We start from the raw sequence: 20,252 nt of genomic DNA on the forward strand, positions 1-20,252 counted from the left end.
ATTAATTACCGCTTTCTAAGTTATAGGTCGGTTTTTCGTGCTTGATACCTTTCACTGCTTCAGCAACTTCCGCAGGCATGTATTCTTCATCATGCTTAGCGAGTACTTCAAACGCATCAATTTCGTTGGCATTCACAAGCACCCCTTGGGCTACAATCCCTTGGCCTTCACGAAATAAGTCTGGCAAGATGCCTTGGTAATTAATTGTCACCATTGGGCCTGTATCAATCAGTTTAAAACTGACTTTAAGGCTTGATTCATCACGCACAACAGAGCCTGGCACAACCATACCGCCAATACGCAATTTTTGACCTATGTGCGGCTTTTCTTTGTTAGGGCCTTTACCATCAACAAGCTCACTCGGCGTATAAAATAAATTAATGTTTTCTTGTAGTGCATATAGCACCAAACCAATCGTTGCGCCCACACCGAAAATGATGGCGACAACAGCTAATAAGCGTTTTTTACGTCTTGGATTCATTGCCCTGCCTCTTGCTTCGCTTTTTTAATGCGCTCTTCTCGTTGTGCTTGCTGCTTAACTGAAGAGAAAATACGTTTCGTATCGTTTAACGAACTCACTAAAATACCAAGTAAAATTAATGCACAGCTGCCAAATGACAACCACACATAAAAGCCATAGCCTCCCATGGCAATAAAATCTGCAAAAGAATCAAACTGCATGATTAACCTCGCTCAAGCATTTGACGCACCCACGGACGGTGCTTTTCACGCTGTAATATTTCATTTTTAAGACGGATCAACGTCACAGTCCCGACAAAGGCAGCAAACGCAACAATATTCACCATTAATGGCCAAAACATGCTTGGATCAATCGCTTTTGTATCAAACTTTGTGATTGTGGCACCTTGATGAAGGGTGTTCCACCACTCAACTGAGAAGTGAATGATAGGGAGGTTTATTACCCCAACAATGGCCAAAATACACGCGGCTCGCCCTGCGGCTTTCTTATCTTCAAAAGCATGGTATAGCGACAACACACCTAAGTATAAAAATAACAGAATAAGCTCTGACGTTAAGCGTGCATCCCACACCCACCAAGCGCCCCACATAGGTTTACCCCAGGCTGCTCCGGTGATTAATGCGATTGCTGTTACACACGCTCCAACAGGCGCAATTGCAATCACTGCAAGTTCAGCATTACGTAGTTGCCATACTAATGCGATCACTGCGGCAATCGCCATAGAGGAATAAGCACCCATCGATAAGATTGCTGATGGGACATGGATAAAAATAATTCGGTAGCTGTCTTTTTGTTGGTAATCTGCAGGTGCATAAGCCAGCCCCCAGACCCATCCAACAATCATACACACCACCGTCACGACGGCGAAATAAGGCAGTAAGGTGTTACACAATTGGTAAGCACGATCTGCTTTTGCGTAGGGATGTAACCACTTCCACATATTAACTTACACTCACTTTCAATGCTGACGATATGGCAATTGGCGCAGCTAAAATCGCAACGATTAGCATGGCGCCAAGGATTGCAAGCTGTCCACTATACGCAAGCTCCATTGAACTGGTGTCGATAGCAGATGTTGCAAAAATTAATACTGGGATATACAAAGGCAACACAAGTAAACTCATTAAAATGCCGCCTTTTTGTAAACCCACCGTGAGTCCAGCACCGATTGCGCCTATAAAGCTTAGCAAAGGTGTGCCCAATAACAGGGTTAGCACTGTAGCAAGAAGTGCTGAACTTTCTAAATTTAATAACAAAGCGAAAACTGGCGTCATTAATACCAAAGGCAGCCCTGTAATCACCCAATGAGCAGCCACTTTAGCTAATACTGTCAAAGGTAACGGGTATGACGAAGCTATAAGCTGCTCTAATGTGCCATCGTGGTAATCATCACGAAAAAGTTTGTCTAAACCAAGCATGGTTGAAAGTAATGCGGCGACCCAAATAATACCCGGTGCCATTCGTGCTAATAAACCCGGTTCAGGTCCAATCGCCAGTGGGAAAAGAGTGATAACAATCAGAAAAAATAGAATAGGATTAACGATTTCAGCACGCTGACGAAACGCTAATTTAAGATCTTTTGAAAAAACCGCAGAGAACAGTTGCCAATAAGAGTGCTGCTTTACCATCAGTGGCGATACTCCAAAGTCACCGTTTTAAGGTCACTAAACTGTGTCGTTAAATCTTGGTGCGTAGTGAGAAGAATAGCCCCACCAGCATTTAAGTGTTCAACGAATCGTGCTTGTAAAAATGCCACACCGCTTTTATCAAGTGCTGTAAATGGCTCATCTAAAATCCATAACTTTGCACTGTTTAGCCATAGTCGCACTAAAGCCACACGACGTTGCTGTCCTGCGGAGAGCATGCGTACTGGCACATCTTCAAGTCCTACTAAACCAATTTTGGCTAAGATAGGATAGAGATCTTGCGGTGTATCGTAACCATTAATCTTTAGCCAAAATGCCACATTCTCAAGCGCCGTCAGTTGGCTATTCACACCTGTTTTATGACCGATAAATAAAAGCGATTGCGCATACTCATCGTAGTATTTTGCAATTGAGCGCTCTTGCCATAAAACATCGCCCTCATCTGGCATAGCGAAACCAGCAATAATACGCAATAATGATGTTTTACCAGCCCCATTCGGACCAGCTAACTGCATAATTTGCCCCGATTTCAAGCTGAAATTAAGATCCGCAAACAAACAACGATCTTGCTTGATGCAGGTGACGGCCTTAATGTGTAACAAGATGATGATTCTCTATACCCAAAATTAGGCGTTAGTCTACCATAATGATAGGGTAATACGAATATTGCTTTATAACGATTAACTTATATTTGATCTAAAATAATGAATAAACAAAGCCAGTTGACTCTCACCACTCACCTAAACCTTGATCCAAAAGGCATACATTCGGCTGGTCAACAACACCCCAACGACGCGTTAAAAGCACTCACAGAACAGCACTTAACAGCACGCAATATTGTTGTAACTAAACATACTGTGCAAATGGATGTATTAATTAATAACAGCTGGCAAACCTTACGCTTATCGACAGAACAAGCGAACCCACAACTTGAGAAATTTTTAGCCGCAACCATTCAATTAAGCAGCGATGGTAAACTACTGACAATATCACCCTTACCCGTAACAATGACGCTGAGTAAAGCGCCTCAGTTACACGCTTTACTTAATCTGTTAACACAGGGTGACTCACATACAACAGCCCCCTTACCTGCAAACCTTGCTGCAACAAAGCCGGCTTTACAATTACCCGTACTCAACACTGAATTTGTACTCAATAACACCCTTGCAGCACTCTTAAAAACAGAAACCCCACTCAAGGCTGTGATAGTGCCTGCCAGCAATAAACACAACGAGTTTTCGCTGACAATCATTAACCGTTTTGGTGATTCACTTCACCAACAAAGTATTAGCCAGCAAAAGGTCGCAGAACTTTTGGCAAAACTCACACCTGAGCTAAACCTAAAGCTATCTGGGCAACAAGTGCAGTTGAACTTACCTGAAAAGCCAACGTCCTCCTTAACGGTGCCATTAAATACACTGCCCTCTAAGCAAGTAAAAAATATTCAAGCTCAATGGCAGTTAAGCCCGCTTAGTTTAATAATGACACCTAAAGCAATTAAAGACACTATCACGCTTATTAACCAAGCGTCTGCACAGCAAATAACACTTAAAAATTCTCTCGCAGAGACCTTTATTCAAGCACTGCAAAGCCAGCGTAATGCTTCCCCTAAACAGCATGTTGAATTAACGCCACTAAGCACAACAGACTCACCGATTCGCTCATGGTTAAAAGGCAATTTTGCCGACCTAAAAACGCGCATAACCGATGCTGTTCGTTATTTCGAAAAACTACCCGCTGCAAATAAAGCCACAAATAATTCACTTGATGCTGCATTGAATACTAAAACCGACTCAATCAGTCAGCTTGGCTTTAATGCTAAACGACTCGATATTGTAAAACTCGCGGCTTTTGAAAATAACAGGCCAAACGAAACACGATTCCATCAGTCAATATCAGCAACCGCTGTGGCTGATGCACCAAAGACTCATGCCCCCTTAGCCAACACTTCAGGGACAACAGCTACAATACGAGCGCTGGCCGAAAACCCGATGCTGCCTGTTAGCTTTACTAAATCGGCGCCACTTGTTCAGCTATTTCAATTGATTAAAGCAAGTGTTTTTCCACGCATCAATAGTCAACAAGCAATTGAATTACAAAAACTAATCCCCGCTGAGGCTAATAAAACTCAGGGGACAGAGTCGCCATTAATAAAGCCTCACGCTAAATCTGTTGCAGCAAACCAAGTGACACTAACCCAGCCGCCAAGTAATGTAGCAAGTCTCAAAACGCAACCAACGCTGACACACCCCAAGTTAGACAAACTGCTGACAGATGCGGGTAATACATTAAAAATGCAGCCACCTTATTTAGCGTTGAAAGAGCCTAACTTAGCGCAACCACTACAACCCATTAGGCCTTTAGAGGCGGCGTTAATTGCAAAGTTACTGCCTTTACCTAACACCAAAAGTAGCGCAGTCAGTGATCTTCCTGTACAGCTGAGTCAAAAAATCAATGAACTAAGTGAGCAGAACAAATCCCCCTCAGTCGATTTAAATAGATTGGTGAATCAAACATTTAATAGAATGATATCAAATCAAAATGTACACCCTTCAACCATTGAGCGTGAGTTACTGAGCATTATAAGGCCCTCAAGTTTGACACCTCAAAGCCAACAAGCCAGTTTTACTCAAGGGCTTGAACAATTAGCTATAACCACACTCGCGGCCCCCATCGTAAGCCAAGCCCCTACAAATCTTAGTTTTAATAATCAAACAGGGCTTGATGCACTTTTACAAGTGTTAGTACCTAACTTTAAAGCCGTGAACAGTAATAAGTTACTCGAACAGCTTCAACAACCTAGCTTGCAAGCCATGGCCGCAGAAATAAGCCAAGTAAAAACAGCGCTCACTCAAGTGCAAGCAACACCGATTAACCAGCAACAAGATGCCAGCGCCCTCGCGCAATTTTTCTTACCCATGAAACTCCCCCCAGAAACAGGGCAAACAGAGATAAGTCTTGGGCAATACAAAAAACCCAGTAAAAATAAACTCGAGAGCAAGAATGTGTGGTTTGTTAGGTTAAACTTTGACTTTGCAACGCTTGGTAAACTGCAAGTAACGGCTGAGGTTATGGATACCGCGGTCGATTGCCAATTGCTTGCATCGTCGCAAGAGGTAACCGCTCTAGCGCACCCGCATTTAGATACACTGCGCCATAAGCTCGCTAGTCATGGTTTAAATGTAGGAGAGTTAAGTTTAAAACAAGGTGCAACGACTCATCAGGCATTTTATAAATCGCATGCCATCATCAACATAAAGGTTTAATATTCAATGAGCGAACAATACACACATAAGTCAGCCATTGGTCTTCTCTACGAAGCTGGAAACTCGCCAAAAGTAACCTGTAAAGGATTTGGTGAGCTGGCAGAAGAAATTGTGAAGCTTGGCGAACAAAAAGGCATTTTAGTTCATCAAGATGCTGATTTAGCAAAAACACTGTCACATCTTGAGTTAGGTGAAGAGATACCGAAGGAGCTTTATTATGTGATTGCTGAGCTTATTGCCTTTTCCTATGTTTTACGCGGTAAATTCCCCCCTGGTTGGCAAGATTTTCAAGGCAAGTTAAATATTCAGGCTTAAAAAGGAACGTCCTTTCACATCATTAAGTAATACCATTCCGCTTAATTAAGTGGTCTATTTTGAGGCAATAAAACCGCGTTGATAACAAGGCAAAAATTTAGTTATTTAGTTGTTCTAAATCAGAAATTTTTAACGCAGGTAGCGACTGGTTTGATCACTCAAAATGATTAAGTATTTTTGCGGATTGGTATAATCTATATCAGGTAAAAAATGGTGTCGATGGCAAGGCAAAAATGTCGTTATTTAGTTGTTCTCGGCAATTGCTCCTGCCCTACCTCCTGCACCCATGCAGTCGTAAATCAGACATTTTTTAACGCAGCTAACGACAGGTTTAATCCCTCAAAATGATTAAGCATTAGTGCAAGTTGGCAAAAAGGTGCTCTTAAGCACCTTTTTGTTTATGAAGCGACATAAGTAACTCAGCTTCAGCTCTGGGTAGTTCACATTCGTGAATAATCTCTTCGAGATCAGCACCCAGTTCAACCATTTTGACCGCGCGCGAATAGATTTTCGCATTAGGATCATCATATTTTTGTGCGTCTTGCAGTTGCTCAAGCTCTTGGCTTTTTTCTTCCACTGCGACAACACGTTTGCCAATACTTAGCATTCCTGCGCGCATTTCAGCCACTTCACTACGCAGAATACTCAGTTGTTGTTGAGTTTCTTGCAGTTGTTTTTGCTTTGCTTGAATAGCCGCGGATTGTTTATTGTTATTAACAAAAATAAGCCCCAAACACACTAATACAAGTAGGATTGAGGCACCAAACAAGGAGTATAACAGCATATAATTTCCAAACGCTTTATAGTGCGCTCAGCTCGTCCCACTCATCGTCATTTAATAGCTTATTCAGATCAACCAAGATCAATAACTCACCATCACGGTTTGAAACGCCTTGGATAAACTTAGCGCTCTCTTCTGTGCCAATATTTGGCGCACTGTCGATTTCAGAGCTGCGTAAATAAACAACTTCAGCCACACTGTCGACTAAAATACCAATAACTTGTTTTTCGGCTTCAATAATAACAATGCGAGAATTGTCTGTTACTTCTGCACCCATTAAGCCAAAACGTGCACGCGTATCGATAACCGTAACAACATTACCACGCAAGTTAATAATGCCCAGTACATAAGAAGGCGCGCCTGGTACAGGAGCAATTTCGGTATAGCGAAGTACTTCTTGTACTTGCATTACGTTAATGCCGTACGTTTCTGCTTCAAGTTTAAAGGTTACCCACTGTAACACTTCATCGTTGCTATCAGCATTTTTATTCGCTGACAGTAGTCTTTCTTCACTCATGCTATTACTCCGTAATAATAGTTACTGCTCACGGCTGTCTAAGCCTTGCTCTAGCAATTGATATAAATTTTCAACATCAATCAAGGCACACATTTTTTCTTTGATAACCCCAGCAAGCCAAGGCCGCTTACCTGATTTTGCTCGCCATTTTACATCTTCTTTGCGAAGCGTAATATTATTTACGAGCTTTTCAGCCAACAATCCCCATTGGCTATCACCTAAGGTGATTAAATACTGATAATCTAGTGATTCTTCTAGCTTTTCATTATACTTTTCTGGCATAACCCAGCGAGCGGTGTCTACCACATTCAGTTTTTCATCGCGGTTAAGCATGACCCCTTTAAACCACTTAGGCTTACCAAATAATTGGTTTACCTCTGCAAGTTGATGGATACCGCCTAATGCTTTTAACGGCACTGCAAGGGTTAACCCTGCCACCTCAAAAAATAAAGCCTGAAACTCACCATCAAAATAGTCTTCTTGACGTTCAGATGACGTTTTAGCTGCAATGTCATTGCTAGATTTCTCGACTATATCTTTGATATTAGCTTGGTTCTCGGTTTTCTCAAGCTCTTTAGTCGGTTCAACTAGGGGTATTTCGGGTTCAGGTGCCGCTTCTGGCGGAGCAATATCTACTTTTGGTTGTTTTACTTGCTCCAGTAATTTTGCAACAGGCTCTAGATTTTGTTCAGCAGGTTCATCTTCGCACAGCAAGGCACCCAAGTATTGGGTCATCACTTTTTCATTGGCAAATAAATGCTTACTCATCGTTAACCTTGTGCAATTAAGAAATCAAGTAACGCGCGATATGCAAAAACCCCGCGTGAACGAGGGCAAAATTGAATCGGCACTTGTTGTGCCAAACTCGCATCTCTAAATTTTGTATCCACCGGCACTACGCCAGACCACACTTTGTCTTTGTAATTATCCTGCAACGTTTTATAGGCTTCAAGGGATGCTTTAGTCCGCTTGTCGTACATAGTAGGGATAATTGTATATTGGTATTGTTTCGACTGTGAAGTTTGCATTAACTCCATAGTACGCATCATTCTATCAAGCCCTTTCAATGCCAAGAATTCAGTTTGCACAGGAACCAAAATTCGCTCACTGGCAGCTAATGCATTAACCATTAGCACCCCAAGGACTGGCGGGCAGTCAATGATAGCGTAGTCATAATGCTCACTAATTTTAGCCAGTGCTTTTTTTAAAATAAGGCCCATGCCATTTTTGTTGCCCATGCTTCTATCAAGCGTTGCTATGGCCATGGTCGCGGGCATTATATCAAGGTTTTCAAGCGTTGAAGGGCACAGCGCCTGTAAAATTTCTTCACTTGCCATACTATTGCCGCGGGCAAAAATATCATAAACACTGACTTCCAGCTCTTCTGAATCAATGCCAAAATAATAAGTAAGTGACGCATGCGGATCGGTGTCTATGAGTAAAACGCGCTTTCCTTGTAATGCTAGAATACCAGCAAGACTAACAGCTGTTGTTGTCTTCCCTACTCCACCTTTTTGATTCGCTACTGTCCAAATTTTCACATCACACCTTATTATTGTTCATTGCGCGTGGTAATTCGAATCCCACCATGGGGTAATTGAATCACTTTAATGGTGTTATCATTGCTTGGCAACTCAATTTCAGCAGGCTCTTCAGGTGCGACATCCATTGGTTGATCATTATTCTGCTTTGGCTCTGGCGGTAAACCGTATTTAGATAATGCCACCACGACTTTACGATTTTCAGCTCGACCTTGTGCTGTATCATTACTGGCAAACGGTGAATATTGGCCATACCCTTCAATTGCCATTCGTGCAGGGTTTATTCCTAAACTTTCAAGCTCAACAAGTATAGACGTGGCACGTGCAACAGATAATTCCCAGTTAGAACGAAACATTTCATTACGGATACCTTCATTATCAGTGTAGCCTCTAACGCGAATATAGTTATCAACTGGGGCAATAATCTCTTTAACTAGAGCAACCACTTCCTTTGCTCGTTGTTGTGCAACTGCGCTACCCGATGAAAATAACATGCCTGAGCTCAATTCTATGATAAGCCAATCTTGATGAAGCTCTAAACTAGCCTCACCATCCCGAATTTCATCGATTAATGCCGATTGTAACTTGGTAAGCAAGCTATCAAGGGGTTTACCTAAGTGCTTTTTATCTATATTGCTGCTTTCACTTTGACCGTCGAGTAACTCGGGGCCTTGCTCATCTTTACGTATACTTTCACCGTACAAAATGTCGTTTTCAGGGGTCACACGGTCAGTTAAAATACCCGTCCCATTGACGCCTGTGCCTGCCTGCTCCTGTTTGCGAGCTGACTTTTCAAACACCTGCTCAAGCGAATCAGACAAAATCTGAAAATCTTCATTCTTGCTAATAGCGATAGCGTACATAACAACAAAAAAAGCGAACATGATAGTCATGTAGTCCGCATAAGAGACTAACCAGCGCTCTGTGTGCTGGCTTTTTTGAGTGGTATGACGCATACGACGGCGCATCATAAAAACTTACTCACTGACTAAGCTTGGACGTTCGACACGGTACGCCTCAAGTTTAAGTTCAATATTGAGTGGGCTCTCGCCTTGAGCAATCGCAATAATGCCTTCAGCAAGTAATTCGTGATACAGCATTTTTTGTTCAATCTGTTGTTTTAGCTTATTTGCCATTGGCAGGAACAATAAATTAGCTAAACCGACGCCGTAAATCGTCGCAATAAACGCCGTTGCAACGCCTGCGCCTAACTTTTCTGGGTCAGTAATAAATTGCATTGCCTGAATAAGGCCAAGCACGGCCCCTAATATGCCAATTGTGGGGCTATAGCCGCCCATTGCTTCATACACGCGACTTACTTCTAACAGACGTTCGCGTTCAAGCATTAAATCAATTTCTAGCGTATCTCTGAGCTTATTTTCGCCGGCGCCATCAACAAGCAAGCTTAAACCTTTTGCAGCATAGGGGTCTGGGTGCGCAAGCGCTTCAGACTCTAAAACTAAATACCCTTCTTGACGCGCTTTTTGTGACCACCGCTTCACTTGCTCAATCGCGGCGTCCACGTCATGGTAAGGCGGAAAAAACACCCAGTGACTAATTTTCAGCGTTTTAGTAAACACACTGCCTGGTGTTTGCAGCATGACCGCACCTAAAGTTCCGCCAAGTACAATAATTAAGGCAGGACCATTGAACAAAGCACTGACAACCCCTCCCTCAAGCGCGTAGCCGAAGGTTATGGCACAAATAGCAACGATTAATCCAAGAAAAGACAGCTTATCCACAGCCAGTCTCACGTATTAAGCGTGTAGCAACATCATTAAGAGCTAGGTTTTCACTGGCTAAACCCGCATTAGCAACGGCCTGTGGCATACCATAAACCACACTGGTTTTTTCATCTTGTGCCCAAATAGTGGCTCCCACTTGCTTCAGCATGCGAGCACCATCACGACCATCAGCCCCCATACCAGTCAGCACTACCGCTAATACATCACCACCAAATGCTTTTGCAGCACTGGCAAATGTCACATCGACACTGGGTTTATAGGTAATACGCGGACTGTCATCTTCAAACACACGCAGTGTGCGTGCAGAGCCACGTCCCTCTATCAGCATTTGCTGACCACCCGGTGCTAAATACGCAGTGCCAGGCATCAGTCTGTCACCCTGCTGTGCTTCTTTCACATTGATTTTACACAGGCCATTTAAACGTGCAGCAAACGCTGGCGTGAATGCAGCCGGCATATGTTGAATAAGTAATATGGGGTGCGGAAAATTAGCAGGTAGTTGCGTTAATATTGTTTGCAGCGCAACGGGGCCACCTGTCGAAGTGCCAATTGCAACAACTTGGTACTGCTTCCCTGACGCTCTAACATTACTCGACGGCGAAGGCGCTGCGGGAGTTGAACGGCTAAAACTACGATCTGGCTGAACAATGCCGCCGCTTCGCGTGCTAGTTGCAGGTGTCGGGGACGCCGGACGAGGTGAAGTCAAAGGACGTGTAAAACGAGAAATACGGCGACGCCCTATTTCCTTTACTTTATTTTGTAGTAAGGCAATCGCTTCTTCATTGTTTCTTGCAATGTCTTCAAACTTTTTAGGCAAGAAATCAAGCGCCCCCGCGTCAAGTGCATCTAGCGTGGCTGTTGCACCATCTCGGGTTAACGAAGAAAACATTAATATTGGCGTAGGCGTTGCTGCCATAATTTCTTTAACAGCACTAATGCCGTCAAGTACCGGCATTTCAACATCCATTGTAATAACGTCTGGTTTTAGCTCACGCGCTTTATCAACTGCTTCGCGGCCATTTACAGCAAACCCTATTACCTGAATGTCGCTGTCTTGCTCTAATATTTCGCTTACTCTGCGACGAAAAAAGCTTGAATCATCAACAACTAATACTTTGACTGCCATTAGCACTCTCTTGTTATTTATGCCATAAAGTGCAGCATATTAGCTGCACTTTAAAATTATTGAGCCTAACTATTATTAGCCAACGTAATGTTTTAGCATACTTGGTACATCTAAAATCAGTGCAATGCCACCATCAGAAGTGATTGTTGCGCCTGCCATACCTGGTGTACCTTGCAGTAAAGCATCGAGAGGTTTTATCACCACCTCTTCTTGACCAATTAATGAGTCAACGACAAAGCCCACTTGCTTAGTACCAATCTGTACGATAACCACATGACCTTCTGCTTTACGCTCTTGGCGATTGGCTCCTTTCACTAACCAATGTTGTAAATAAAATAATGGAATCGCTTTTTTACGGACAATAATTGTCAGTTGCCCATCGACAACGTTGGTCTTTGTTAAATCAAGATGGAAAATTTCACTCACCCCAGCCAGTGGTAAAGCAAAGGTTTGCTCACCCACAATAACCATCAGAGTCGGCAAGATTGCCAGTGTTAAAGGTACTTTGATCTCAAGTATGGTTCCAACACCTAGCTCAGACTGAATGTTCACAGAGCCATTTAGTTGGGTGATTTTGGTTTTCACCACATCCATACCCACACCACGACCTGAAATATCTGAGATTTCCTCTTTGGTTGAAAAACCAGGTGCAAATATTAAATTATACGCTTCAGTGTCCGATAAACGACTCGCTTGGTCGTGATCGATAACCCCTTTGTTTATTGCTATTTTTTTCAGCTTCTCAGGATCCATACCTGCACCATCATCACGAATGGTTAGCAGAATATGATCGCCTTCTTGCGATGCTGAAAGCGTAACTGTCCCTGTACGAGGCTTACCGGCCGCTTCGCGCACCGCAGGCATCTCGATACCATGGTCAACAGAGTTACGCACTAAGTGAACAAGTGGATCAGCAAGGGCTTCAACTAAGTTTTTATCTAAGTCGGTTTCTTCACCGACCAATAGCAAGTTGATGTCTTTTTTCAAGCTGCGTGCTAAATCACGAACAACACGCGGGAAACGACCAAATACTTTCTTAATTGGCTGCATGCGGGTTTTCATTACCGCACCTTGCAAGTCTGCCGTGACGACATCTAGGTTCGAAATGGCTTTCCCCATCGCCTCACTGTTGGTGTTATTTGCAAGGCTCACTAAGCGATTGCGCACCAACACCAACTCACCAACCATGTTCATAATTTGGTCTAACCGTTTGGTGTCGACACGCACGGTTGTTTCAGCTTGGGGAGGCGGCGCTTTTTTCGCCGCAGCAGCAGCCTGTTTCTCGGGCGCTTTTTCAGTTGGCGCAGGCTTACTCGTTGCAGGTTGTGGCGCAGGTTTAGCAGGCTCAACCTTTGCAGCCACTGGGGCCGCAGGTTTTGCTGGCTCAACTTTGGTTGTTTCTGGCGTTTGCGGCTTATCTGTCTCTAATGATTGCGGCGCACTGCCTTTGCCATGTAATTCATCAAGTAATGCTTCAAACTCATCATCACTAATTTCATCATCAGAGCCTTCATTGCTGACTGCAGGGGTGCTTTGCTCGACCGGAGCGCTTGGCTCAACGGGAGCTTGGCTGGTAATTTTGTCGGCTTTTACTTCACCAAAGCTGCCAACGCCGTGAAGCTCATCTAATAAGCTGTCAAACTCATCATCGGTAATATCATCGCTGTCACTGCTCATGGTGTCTGATGAGATTGATGCAGGCCCTTGGCCTTTACCGTGCAACTCATCGAGCAAGCTTTCGAATTCATCTTCAGTAATTTCATCTATGTTTTGTGGTTGAGCTTGGGTATCACCCAATCCCCCATCAAATAACATATCAAATGCAAACGGATCGTCGTCATCAATATTACTAGAGACATCAGCAGTAACTTCGGGTGTATCAACAACCGGTTCAGGCTCAACAGTGACTTCTTCAGCTACTTCGTCTGTTACGGTTGTGTCTTCACCAGCGAGCTCTTCAGCTGTTGGTGGTTGACTTAATTTATGTAGGACGTCTAAGAGGGCTTGATCTGCTGGCTCTGGTTGTTCACGATTTTGAATTGTCGCGAACATTTCATTGATTGTATCGAGGGCTTGTAAAATAACATCCATAAGTTCTGGAGTTACACTGCGCACGCCTTGGCGCAACAAATCAAACACATTTTCAGCACCATGACACGCATCAACAAGCTCAGTCATGCTTAAAAAGCCTGCGCCACCTTTTACGGTGTGAAAGCCTCTAAAAATAGCGTTTAGTAAGTCTTTATCATCTGGATTATTTTCAAGCTCGACCAATTGCTCCGACAAAAGCTCTAAAATTTCCCCTGCTTCAACAAGGAAATCCTGTAAAATATCTTCATCGACTTCAAAGCTCATGCAGCTACTCTCCTCTTAGAAGCCCAGACTTGATAATAGGTCATCAACTTCATCTTGTCCTGAAACAACATCATCGCGTGACTCTTTATCAATAATTGGCCCTTCTGGACCTGCCAGCGTATCGCTTTGTGCAGGTGCTTTGTCTATGGCCTGTTTTTCTTGTTTTATTTGACCATCGTCTTGACTGCCGAATACAGTTAAGAGATTGATTAAACTGTCTTCTACTTCGCGCACTAATTCGATAACACGGCGTATTACCTGCCCCGTCAAGTCTTGATAATCTTGCGCCATTAGCACGTTGGTCATCAAGCCTTGTAACTCATCTGTTTTGGTGTGCGAGTTATTCATGAACTTATCTAAGCTGTGGCATAACGTTTTAAATTCACCGAGTTCAATTTCTCGATTCATTAAACGATCCCACGTTGGTTTAATCGTGGCAATTTCATCAGCGAGCTGTTGTGCTATAGGCAAACTCGCTTCCACGGCATCCATCGTTTTATTGGCCGCGCTTTCAGTCATTTCCATAACATAATTCAAGCGCTGCTTTGCATCCGGGATTGCTTCTGTTGTTAAATCTGTGAGTCGAGTATCAAGATCGAAGTTTTTTAGTGCTTCATGAAGTTGTCGTGTCAATTTACCGACTTCAGCAAACAACTCTGATTGTTCTTTTGATGCTGTTTCAAGTATCAGCTTATCAGCTTTCTCTTGTTCACCATTTTCAAGATACTCAACAAGTTGACGAGCTTGCTCTAAACTTATTTGAGGCGCAGCAAGTGCTGACATAAGCCTCTCCCCTTAGATTAACCTAAACGTTCAAACACTTTTTCCAATTTGGTTTTCAGTGTCGCAGCAGTGAATGGTTTGACGATATAGCCATTAACACCCGCTTGAGCAGCAGCAACAATTTGTTCTTTTTTCGCTTCAGCTGTCACCATTAACACGGGGATATGTTTAAGGCTATCATCAGCACGAATTGCGCGTAATAGATCAATACCTTGCATTCCAGGCATATTCCAATCTGTTACAACAAAATCAAACTCTTGATTTTGCAACATCGGCAATGCTGTTGAACCATCATCAGCTTCCTGCACATTGGTAAAACCTAAATCCCTTAACAGGTTTTTAATGATACGTCTCATTGTAGAAAAATCATCAACAACAAGAATTTTCATGTTTTTATCCAAAACATCCTCCGGTGAGGTTTGAACCTTATTTACTTACTACTAATTAATCCAGTCATTGATTTTTGCTTTGAGCTTAATCATCGCCTGACCATGTATTTGACTCACACGCGATTCGCTAACATCGAGTATGTGCCCTATTTCTTTTAAGTTCATTTCATCGTTGTAATACAAAGACAAAACGAGTGCATCTCTTTCTGGTAACGATTGGATAGCCGTCAATAGAGACTGGTTAAACCGTTCATTTTTAACATTATTAAACGGTTTGTCTAGTGCTAAATCATGCCCCATAGGTGTGATGACGTCTTCATCAACGCCTAAATCCTCTATACCCAGTACCTTACTGGAATTTACATCATGTAGAATATGATGGTACTCATCCAGTGTAATATCAAGTTTTTCAGCAACTTCAGTGTCTTTTGGCTCGCGGTTTAAAATACTCTCTAAATCCGAAATCGTTTCAGCGACAAGGCGTGCATTACGGTGAACTGAACGGGGAGCCCAATCACCTCGACGGATTTCATCGAGCATAGCCCCTCGAATTCGAATACCCGCAAATGTTTCAAAACTGGCCCCTTTACTCGCATCAAAATTTTTCGACGCTTCTATAAGGCCAATCATACCTGACTGAATCAAATCATCGAGTTGCACACTGGCAGGTAAACGAGCAATTAGATGACACGCCACTTTTTTGACTAAAGAGGCATGTTTTTCAACAATCGCATTTAAATTCTGTGCTGATTGATATCCCATCGCTTTATTCACCGATGTTGTCATAGTTAACCGTTTACTAGTTTTTCAATAAAAAATTCTAAATGACCTGACGGTTGATTTGGAATTGGCCACTTAACTGCTTTCGTTGCTAATGTTTTAAATGCCACAGCGGCTGGTGAGTTTGGAAATAACTCCACAATCACTTTTTGGCGGCGGGTCGATTTGCGCATATTCTCGTCATACGGAATGGTTGCGACAAGTTCCATAGACACATCTAAGAATCGATCCGTTACTTTTGAGAGTTTAGCAAATAATTCTTGCCCTTCACGCATACTGCGCACCATATTGGCAACTATTTTAAATTTGTAAACGCCATGCTCACGACTTAACACTTTAATTAGGGCGTAAGCGTCGGTAATTGAGGTAGGTTCATCGCATACAACAACAACAACATCTTGTGCTGCACGCGAAAAGCTTAATACCATGTCTGAAATACCCGCAGCGGTATCGACAATTAAAATATCAAACTCAGTATTTAGCTCGCTAAATGCGCGAATAAGCCCCGCATGTTCTGACGGTGTTAACTCAACCATACTTTGCGAGCCCGAAGTCGCTGGCACAATTTTTATACCTGCTGGGCCTTCGACAAGAATTTCATCCAGTTCACACTCACCAGATAAAACATGAGATAAGTTTCTCTCGACACGTAAACCAAGCATTACGTCACAATTTGCCAACCCTAAATCGGCATCTAATACTAATACACGATTTCCCAGCTGACCTAATGCGATCGCGGTATTGAGTGACACATTCGTTTTACCCACACCACCTTTGCCGCCAGTGACAGCGATAACTTTAACGCCACTATTATTATTTTGATTCATTTTGCGCAGGCCGCTTGCTTGATCTAATACTGTGTTAATCATACATCCCTACTGTGTTCGACGCTACTGCTTGACGTCGTGAATGTTGTGCTTTTGCTCGTTTTAAATATAATTGCTCAGCTTTTTTTACTAGTTTTTCTGCATTCGCAACGCGAATATCTTCAGGAACACGCTGACCATTAGTAAGATACCCTATTGGCAAGCGATTTTGAATCGCAATACTAATAATCTCACCTAAACTAAGTGATTCATCTAACTTAGTGAAGATACAACCACTTAGTTGCACTTTTTTAAAGTGGCGAACGGTTTCTTGTAGCACGTTAATTTGCGCTGTTGCACTTAACACTAAATAACTGCGAATGTCGACACGCTGATTGCGCATTAATGTATTAAGTTGCTCAGTTAAGCGTAAGTCGCGTTGACTCATACCCGCAGTGTCTATTAATACTAGACGCTTATTGCGTAAATGGTATAACACTTCAGCTAATTCATTTGCGTCTTTAACTTGTTTCACACCACAGCCAATAATGCGGCCATAAGTGGCTAGCTGCTCATACGCACCAATACGGTAAGTGTCTGTTGTAATAAGCGCGACTTTATCTGCACCATATTTTTGTGCTCCAAGGGCTGCCAATTTCGCCACGGTGGTGGTTTTGCCCACCCCCGTAGGACCCACTAAAGCGTACACACCGCCTTGACGTAAAATTTCATTATTTGTTGTATGCATTTGGTTTTCAACCATTTGCAATAAGGCTTGCCACGCTTGTTGACGCGAAACGTCATCAGGAATAAAACACGCCATTTGCTCCGCAACATCACGCTCAATGCCCATACCGGCTAGGCAATCAATCATACAAGCACGGGTCGGATCACGACGCGCCATGTCTTGCTGCATCAAACCAGACACTTGATGTTCAAGTAATTGACGAATGGCATTCATTTCTTCACGCATCGTCGCCATTTCTGAGTGGTTTGCGGGTGCGGCCGTTTTGTGTTCTGCTGGTGAATCTAAATCGTCGAAGCCTGTGTCTAAATCATCATCAAAACCTAGGCTATGTGCTTGTGTTTGCACTCGCGGTGCTGCTTGCTCTTGATAGCGAGGTTTTGCTGAATATTGCGGCTGCTCTTGCGGCGCAAAACTGTGTGTTTTTGGCTGATAATGTTCACTCGTTTCAATACCAGATTGATTAAACATTGAAGCAAGCTCTGGCGAACGAGGGCGTGGGGCTTGACGCTCTAGTAACGCTTGTAGGCTGTCTGCAACTTGGGCTTGTGGCTCAGGTTTAGCGCGCATAGGTTCTGGTTTAACGAAGTTATGCGACTGTTGTGGCGCTGTGTGTGCAGGCACCGGTTTCGCTTCGGCTTTTGGGGCTGCTTTGTCATAATCAACAGCGGCGACAATTTCAACACCATTCGCTAACTTTTTGTTAGACATAATAACCGCATCAACACCTAATTCATCTTTCACTTCTTTCAGTGCGGTGCGCATATCTTTAGCAAAAAAACGTTTAATTTTCATGGTACAACCCCTTTACTATCCTATTGTTGGCCTACTGAGCTGACAATCTTAATCTGTCTTTCGTCTGGTACCTCTTGGTAAGACATTACCCTTAAACCTGGGATGGTGTACTTAACAAAACGAGATAACACAGTGCGTAACATTCCTGACGTTAGTAATATCGAAGGTTCGCCGGCCATTTCTTGGTTTTGATGCGCTTCATTTAATGATTGCTGAAGTCGCTCTGCAAGTCCTGGCTCTATTCCGGCACCTTCGTCACCTGCATTTTGAAGTGACTGATGCAACATCTGTTCCAACTCAGGCGCCAAGGTTATGACAGGGATTTCAGATGACATACCAACCGCATCTTGAACAATCAATCTGCGCAGTGAAATTCGCACTGCAGCCGTTAGTACATCTGGGTCTTGGCTACGTGGGCCATATTCAACAAGGGTCTGAACAATTGAACGCATATCACGAATTGCAACCCCTTCGTTAAGTAAGTTTTGCAGCACTTTAACAACCGTGGTCAATGGTAATACGTCAGGAACCAGTCCCTCGACAAGACGAGGATGACTTTTCGCTAACATATCAAGTAGGTTCTGTACTTCTTCATGACCTAATAGTAATGCTGCGCTGTTTGTTAATAGCTGGCTAATATGGGTTGCCACGACAGTAGCCGCATCAACCACGGTGTAACCCAATGATTGGGCTTCATCTTTCTGGTCTGGCTTAATCCATACCGCATCGAGTCCAAAAGCAGGATCTTTTGTTTCAACACCTTTGATTGGGCCAAATACTTGCCCTGGGTTTATAGCAAGTTCGTCACCATGCTTAAGCTCACCTTCACCACTGGATACACCCATCATTGTGATACGGTAGGCGTTAGGGTCTAACTCTAAGTTGTCACGGATATGCACGGGCGGTACCAAGAAACCGAGTTCTTGCGAGAGTTTCTTACGCACACCTTTAATCCGGTTAAGTAGCTCTCCCCCTTGTGACTGATCAACCAGTGGAATTAAGCGATAACCGACTTCTAAACCAATCACATCTACTTGCTGTACATCATCCCAGCCCAATTCTTTTTGCTCTTGCTTGTTAGCAACACCGGTGCCTGGCGCGCCCCCATTTGCTTCCAATTCAGCTTTTTCTGCTTCTGCTTTAATTTTTTGTTGTTGGGTAAAGTAAGCAAGGTAACCTAACAATGCGCCCAAGCTTAAAAATGCAAGATGAGGCATGCCTGGCACAAGGCCCATGGTGATCAAAATACCTGAAGCGATAAATAACGACTTTTCGTTGCCTAGCTGCGACTTAAACTGATCGCCCATGTTATGCGACTCATTTTGACGTGTTACAACAATCGCAGTACCAATTGAAAGAAGTAATGAAGGTAATTGCGCAACGAGACCATCACCAATGGTTAATAGAGTATATACTTCCATCGCACGGCTGAAGCTCAAGTCATGTTGAATCATGCCGACAAATAAACCACCCACGATATTAATCACAAGGATCACAATACCGGCAATAGCATCACCTTTTACGAATTTACTGGCACCGTCCATTGAGCCATAAAAGTCGGCTTCACGCGTTACTTCTTCACGGCGCTCACGCGCTTGCTCTGCACTAATAAAACCTGCGTTTAAGTCAGCATCAATCGCCATTTGTTTACCTGGCATAGCGTCAAGTGTAAAACGCGCTGACACCTCTGAAATACGCCCTGCACCTTTGGTGATAACCACAAAGTTGATAATAATGAGAATAAGGAACACAACAAGACCAACGGCATAGTTACCGCCGATAACCACCGAGCCGAACGCTTCAATTACTTTACCAGCAGCATCTCCGCCATTATGACCTTCAAGGAGTACCACCCGAGTACTGGCAACATTCAATGCAAGACGCATAATTGTGGCTATTAGCAGCACGGCCGGAAACATACCAAACTCAAGGGGCTTCATGGTGTAAACCGTAACGAGTAACACCACCAGCGCAAGCGCGATATTAAACGAAAAAAGAATATCTAAAAGAAAAGGAGGCAGAGGTAAAATAACCATGCCAAGGGCTGCCAGCACCAGTAATGGTGTTCCAAGCCCCTTCGCATACTCTTTTTTATCTTTATTAAGTTGTTGTAATACCGCTTTAAATTCCATAATTCAACAATTTCAAAAAATTGACACTACACGGAATTTGCAATAACTA

General features: G+C 43.2%; 21 protein-coding genes. 2 read left to right on the forward strand and 19 right to left on the reverse strand.

All coding sequences use genetic code 11. The annotated features are described in order from the left end of the window. Window position 1: 1 nt before the first annotated feature. The 5 genes from ccmE to ccmA are packed head-to-tail and all read right to left on the reverse strand — an operon-like array spanning window position 2 to window position 2,729. Window positions 2–481, reverse strand: coding sequence for a cytochrome c maturation protein CcmE (gene ccmE, locus ACSSVW_RS07850; protein ID WP_036970044.1), 480 nt, complete (start codon window positions 479–481; stop codon window positions 2–4). Further along, window positions 478–681 carry a heme exporter protein CcmD gene (gene ccmD / locus ACSSVW_RS07855; RefSeq protein ID WP_036970047.1) on the reverse strand — a complete coding sequence of 68 codons (204 nt, stop codon included), beginning with the start codon at window positions 679–681 and terminating at the stop codon, window positions 478–480. The genes ccmE and ccmD overlap by 4 nt, the downstream gene beginning before the upstream one ends. A gap of 2 nt (window positions 682–683) precedes the next feature. Beyond that, window positions 684–1,421: a heme ABC transporter permease gene (locus tag ACSSVW_RS07860; RefSeq protein WP_036970052.1), complete on the reverse strand. Its 738-nt coding sequence runs from the start codon at window positions 1,419–1,421 to the stop codon at window positions 684–686. Between the two features lies 1 nt (window position 1,422). Continuing rightward, on the reverse strand, window positions 1,423–2,109 hold the full coding sequence (gene ccmB, locus ACSSVW_RS07865; protein ID WP_036970055.1) for a heme exporter protein CcmB: 687 nt from the start codon (window positions 2,107–2,109) through the stop codon (window positions 1,423–1,425). Continuing rightward, window positions 2,109–2,729, reverse strand: coding sequence for a cytochrome c biogenesis heme-transporting ATPase CcmA (gene ccmA / locus ACSSVW_RS07870; protein ID WP_454179112.1), 621 nt, complete (start codon window positions 2,727–2,729; stop codon window positions 2,109–2,111). The genes ccmB and ccmA overlap by 1 nt, the downstream gene beginning before the upstream one ends. 102 nt (window positions 2,730–2,831) lie before the next feature. Between ccmA and fliK the strand changes: the two genes are divergently transcribed. Next, window positions 2,832–5,393, forward strand: a complete 2,562-nt coding sequence (gene fliK, locus ACSSVW_RS07875; protein WP_454179113.1) for a flagellar hook-length control protein FliK — start codon at window positions 2,832–2,834, stop codon at window positions 5,391–5,393. A 6-nt stretch (window positions 5,394–5,399) separates the two neighbouring features. After that, the gene (locus ACSSVW_RS07880) at window positions 5,400–5,708 is read left to right on the forward strand and encodes an EscU/YscU/HrcU family type III secretion system export apparatus switch protein (RefSeq protein ID WP_036970060.1); all 309 of its coding nucleotides are present in this window, start codon (window positions 5,400–5,402) and stop codon (window positions 5,706–5,708) included. A gap of 382 nt (window positions 5,709–6,090) precedes the next feature. On the opposite strand, the gene ACSSVW_RS07885 is transcribed toward ACSSVW_RS07880, so the two are convergent. The 14 genes from ACSSVW_RS07885 to flhA all read right to left on the reverse strand — a co-directional run bounded on the left by ACSSVW_RS07885 (window position 6,091) and on the right by flhA (window position 20,203). Continuing rightward, a complete protein-coding gene (locus tag ACSSVW_RS07885; protein ID WP_036970062.1) occupies window positions 6,091–6,492 on the reverse strand; it encodes a DUF2802 domain-containing protein in 402 nt (133 codons plus the stop codon). Between the two features lie 16 nt (window positions 6,493–6,508). Further along, on the reverse strand, window positions 6,509–7,006 hold the full coding sequence (locus tag ACSSVW_RS07890; protein WP_036970065.1) for a chemotaxis protein CheW: 498 nt from the start codon (window positions 7,004–7,006) through the stop codon (window positions 6,509–6,511). 21 nt (window positions 7,007–7,027) lie between these two features. Beyond that, the gene (locus ACSSVW_RS07895) at window positions 7,028–7,774 is read right to left on the reverse strand and encodes a chemotaxis protein CheW (protein ID WP_454179114.1); all 747 of its coding nucleotides are present in this window, start codon (window positions 7,772–7,774) and stop codon (window positions 7,028–7,030) included. Window positions 7,775–7,776: 2 nt separating this feature from the next. Then, on the reverse strand, window positions 7,777–8,547 hold the full coding sequence (locus ACSSVW_RS07900; protein WP_036970071.1) for a ParA family protein: 771 nt from the start codon (window positions 8,545–8,547) through the stop codon (window positions 7,777–7,779). Between the two features lie 11 nt (window positions 8,548–8,558). Further along, window positions 8,559–9,518 carry a flagellar motor protein MotB gene (locus tag ACSSVW_RS07905; protein ID WP_454179115.1) on the reverse strand — a complete coding sequence of 320 codons (960 nt, stop codon included), beginning with the start codon at window positions 9,516–9,518 and terminating at the stop codon, window positions 8,559–8,561. Between the two features lie 6 nt (window positions 9,519–9,524). Beyond that, window positions 9,525–10,289, reverse strand: coding sequence for a flagellar motor protein (locus tag ACSSVW_RS07910; RefSeq protein ID WP_065978755.1), 765 nt, complete (start codon window positions 10,287–10,289; stop codon window positions 9,525–9,527). After that, on the reverse strand, window positions 10,282–11,418 hold the full coding sequence (locus ACSSVW_RS07915; protein ID WP_118844095.1) for a protein-glutamate methylesterase/protein-glutamine glutaminase: 1,137 nt from the start codon (window positions 11,416–11,418) through the stop codon (window positions 10,282–10,284). Before ACSSVW_RS07915 ends, ACSSVW_RS07910 begins: the two co-directional genes overlap by 8 nt. Before the next feature lie 75 nt (window positions 11,419–11,493). Then, window positions 11,494–13,773 carry a chemotaxis protein CheA gene (locus ACSSVW_RS07920; RefSeq protein ID WP_454179116.1) on the reverse strand — a complete coding sequence of 760 codons (2,280 nt, stop codon included), beginning with the start codon at window positions 13,771–13,773 and terminating at the stop codon, window positions 11,494–11,496. A gap of 15 nt (window positions 13,774–13,788) precedes the next feature. Then, window positions 13,789–14,556: a protein phosphatase CheZ gene (locus tag ACSSVW_RS07925; protein WP_036970081.1), complete on the reverse strand. Its 768-nt coding sequence runs from the start codon at window positions 14,554–14,556 to the stop codon at window positions 13,789–13,791. 17 nt (window positions 14,557–14,573) lie between these two features. Then, window positions 14,574–14,957, reverse strand: a complete 384-nt coding sequence (cheY, locus tag ACSSVW_RS07930; RefSeq protein ID WP_016708035.1) for a chemotaxis response regulator CheY — start codon at window positions 14,955–14,957, stop codon at window positions 14,574–14,576. A gap of 39 nt (window positions 14,958–14,996) precedes the next feature. Further along, on the reverse strand, window positions 14,997–15,707 hold the full coding sequence (locus tag ACSSVW_RS07935; protein WP_036971668.1) for an RNA polymerase sigma factor FliA: 711 nt from the start codon (window positions 15,705–15,707) through the stop codon (window positions 14,997–14,999). A 26-nt stretch (window positions 15,708–15,733) separates the two neighbouring features. Beyond that, the gene (locus ACSSVW_RS07940; protein WP_036970099.1) at window positions 15,734–16,594 is read right to left on the reverse strand and encodes a MinD/ParA family ATP-binding protein; all 861 of its coding nucleotides are present in this window, start codon (window positions 16,592–16,594) and stop codon (window positions 15,734–15,736) included. Further along, a complete protein-coding gene (flhF, locus tag ACSSVW_RS07945) occupies window positions 16,587–18,071 on the reverse strand; it encodes a flagellar biosynthesis protein FlhF (RefSeq protein WP_454179117.1) in 1,485 nt (494 codons plus the stop codon). Before flhF ends, ACSSVW_RS07940 begins: the two co-directional genes overlap by 8 nt. A gap of 20 nt (window positions 18,072–18,091) precedes the next feature. After that, complete coding sequence (flhA, locus tag ACSSVW_RS07950) at window positions 18,092–20,203, reverse strand: flagellar biosynthesis protein FlhA (protein WP_036970103.1); 2,112 nt, start codon at window positions 20,201–20,203, stop codon at window positions 18,092–18,094. Between the last annotated feature and the right edge of the window lie 49 nt (window positions 20,204–20,252).

The organism is Pseudoalteromonas sp. MBR-15 (assembly GCF_053628915.1).

Bases quoted from the DNA above. Each gene is read 5' to 3' on its own strand.
- flhA (WP_036970103.1), bottom strand. From the start codon at position 20,203: ATGGAATTTAAAGCGGTATTACAACAACTTAATAAAGATAAAAAAGAG.
- ACSSVW_RS07860 (WP_036970052.1), bottom strand. From the start codon at position 1,421: ATGTGGAAGTGGTTACATCCCTACGCAAAAGCAGATCGTGCTTACCAA.
- ACSSVW_RS07905 (WP_454179115.1), bottom strand. From the start codon at position 9,518: ATGATGCGCCGTCGTATGCGTCATACCACTCAAAAAAGCCAGCACACA.
- ACSSVW_RS07925 (WP_036970081.1), bottom strand. From the start codon at position 14,556: ATGTCAGCACTTGCTGCGCCTCAAATAAGTTTAGAGCAAGCTCGTCAA.
- ACSSVW_RS07895 (WP_454179114.1), bottom strand. From the start codon at position 7,774: ATGAGTAAGCATTTATTTGCCAATGAAAAAGTGATGACCCAATACTTG.
- ACSSVW_RS07890 (WP_036970065.1), bottom strand. From the start codon at position 7,006: ATGAGTGAAGAAAGACTACTGTCAGCGAATAAAAATGCTGATAGCAAC.
- fliK (WP_454179113.1), top strand. From the start codon at position 2,832: ATGAATAAACAAAGCCAGTTGACTCTCACCACTCACCTAAACCTTGAT.
- ACSSVW_RS07880 (WP_036970060.1), top strand. From the start codon at position 5,400: ATGAGCGAACAATACACACATAAGTCAGCCATTGGTCTTCTCTACGAA.
- ACSSVW_RS07920 (WP_454179116.1), bottom strand. From the start codon at position 13,773: ATGAGCTTTGAAGTCGATGAAGATATTTTACAGGATTTCCTTGTTGAA.
- ACSSVW_RS07885 (WP_036970062.1), bottom strand. From the start codon at position 6,492: ATGCTGTTATACTCCTTGTTTGGTGCCTCAATCCTACTTGTATTAGTG.
- ACSSVW_RS07940 (WP_036970099.1), bottom strand. From the start codon at position 16,594: ATGATTAACACAGTATTAGATCAAGCAAGCGGCCTGCGCAAAATGAAT.
- ccmB (WP_036970055.1), bottom strand. From the start codon at position 2,109: ATGGTAAAGCAGCACTCTTATTGGCAACTGTTCTCTGCGGTTTTTTCA.
- ACSSVW_RS07935 (WP_036971668.1), bottom strand. From the start codon at position 15,707: ATGGGATATCAATCAGCACAGAATTTAAATGCGATTGTTGAAAAACAT.
- flhF (WP_454179117.1), bottom strand. From the start codon at position 18,071: ATGAAAATTAAACGTTTTTTTGCTAAAGATATGCGCACCGCACTGAAA.
- ACSSVW_RS07915 (WP_118844095.1), bottom strand. From the start codon at position 11,418: ATGGCAGTCAAAGTATTAGTTGTTGATGATTCAAGCTTTTTTCGTCGC.
- ccmE (WP_036970044.1), bottom strand. From the start codon at position 481: ATGAATCCAAGACGTAAAAAACGCTTATTAGCTGTTGTCGCCATCATT.
- ccmD (WP_036970047.1), bottom strand. From the start codon at position 681: ATGCAGTTTGATTCTTTTGCAGATTTTATTGCCATGGGAGGCTATGGC.